Source organism: Psychrobacter okhotskensis, assembly GCF_013248965.1.
GTDB lineage: Bacteria > Pseudomonadota > Gammaproteobacteria > Pseudomonadales > Moraxellaceae > Psychrobacter > Psychrobacter okhotskensis.
On record NZ_JABRVQ010000058.1, the window covers coordinates 1 to 1,657 of the forward strand.

Genomic DNA, 1,657 nt, shown 5'->3' on the forward strand with positions numbered 1-1,657 from the left:
CCCCCTATGGCAGGATAGTTGTCACCCCTAAAGAATAATCCAAATGGGGGCAACAAGGACACAACATGCCACGTTATAGTGAAGAACGTAAACAAACTATACTCAGTAAACTGCTACCCCCACTGAGTCTAACTATTGCCGAAGTTTCAAGAGATGAAGGCATCGGACTACAGACCCTGTATAATTGGCGTGCCCAAGCCCGACAACAAGGTCACCCTATGCCATCAAACCATAAAACCCCCGATGACTGGTCAAGCGAGACCAAACTTGCCACCGTCATAGAGACCAGCACCCTAAGCGAAGCTGAGCTTAGTGAATACTGCCGCAGCAAAGGCCTCTATGTCGAACAAATCAAAACTTGGCGCATGGACGCCCTCAAAGGCTTTAGTAGCAGCAAACAACAAAGCCTTAAAGACAAGCGTCAACAACAAACCGATCGCAAACAGATCAAGCAGCTAGAGCGTGAGCTTTCTCGAAAAGAGAAAGCCTTAGCTGAAACCGCCGCCTTGCTGGTACTGCGAAAAAAGCTGGATGCGTTTTGGGAGGAGCGCGAGGACGACTGACCTCGCTTCCAGAGCGCAAACAATACATCGCATGGATACAAGAAGCCAATCAATCAGGTGCCAGAGTGACTCTTGCCTGTATTGAGGTGGGCATCAGCATACGCACCTATCGGCGTTGGTACCGTGCTGGTCACCTCACGCACGATAAACGGCCTGACGCCGTGCGATTAGCACCCAAGAACAAACTGGCAGAGGCGGAACAAGCCGCCATTATTGCCGTATGCAATCAGCCCCGCTTTGCCAGTTTGCCGCCCACCCAGATCGTACCGACTCTGCTGGATGAGGGGGTATACTACGCCTCTGAATCCACCTTTTACCGAGTGCTTAAAGAGCATGAACAACTGGCTCATCGAGGTCGTGCTCTGGCCCCTCGAGTATCTAAAGCCCCAACAACCTTCACCGCGAATGGCCCCTGCCAAGTGTTCTGCTGGGACATCACCTATTTGCCAAGTCCAGTACGGGGGCAGTTCTATTATTTGTATATGATTGAAGATGTCTATAGCCGTAAGATTGTTGGCTGGGAGGTTTATGACCACGAGTCAGGTGTACTGGCAGCCCAGCTACTTGAGCGTACCTTAATCAGTGAGAATGCGCTGCACTCCGGTGTGGTACTACATTCAGACAATGGGGCACCGATGAAAGCACAAACCATGCGCATGAAAGCGTATGAGCTTGGGGTACTCACGTCATACAGCAGACCGCGGGTCAGTAATGATAATCCTTTTGCAGAGTCGCTATTTAAAACCTGCAAGTATCGCCCTAATTGGCCCACCGAAGGCTTTAAAAGCGTTGAGGCGGCAAGAGCATGGGTGCTGACATTCACACGTTGGTACAATAATGAGCACAAGCACAGTCAGCTTAACTTTGTGACACCGCATCAGCGTCATACGGGTGAGGATAAGGTGATACTAGCCAAACGTCATGAGACGATGCAGCGTGCTAAAGCTGAAAATCCCATACGCTGGGGTAGTCAAGAGGTGAGGAACTGTAAGCCTGTGGGTCCGACAACACTAAATCCTGTAAAAGAGCAACAACAGCAAAGATTAAAAGCCGCTTAATTCGGCTTATGGTGACAACTACCTTGAAAAACTCCG

General features: G+C 50.1%; 1 protein-coding gene. It reads left to right on the plus strand.

Annotated elements, in window-relative coordinates:
• The first annotated feature begins 65 nt into the window (after nucleotides 1-65).
• A protein-coding gene (locus HQR03_RS14020) for an IS3 family transposase (protein ID WP_173240647.1) occupies nucleotides 66-1,621 on the plus strand; the annotation gives its coding sequence in 2 pieces (ribosomal slippage) (nucleotides 66-531 and nucleotides 531-1,621; 1,557 coding nt in all).
• The last annotated feature ends 36 nt before the right edge of the window (nucleotides 1,622-1,657 follow it).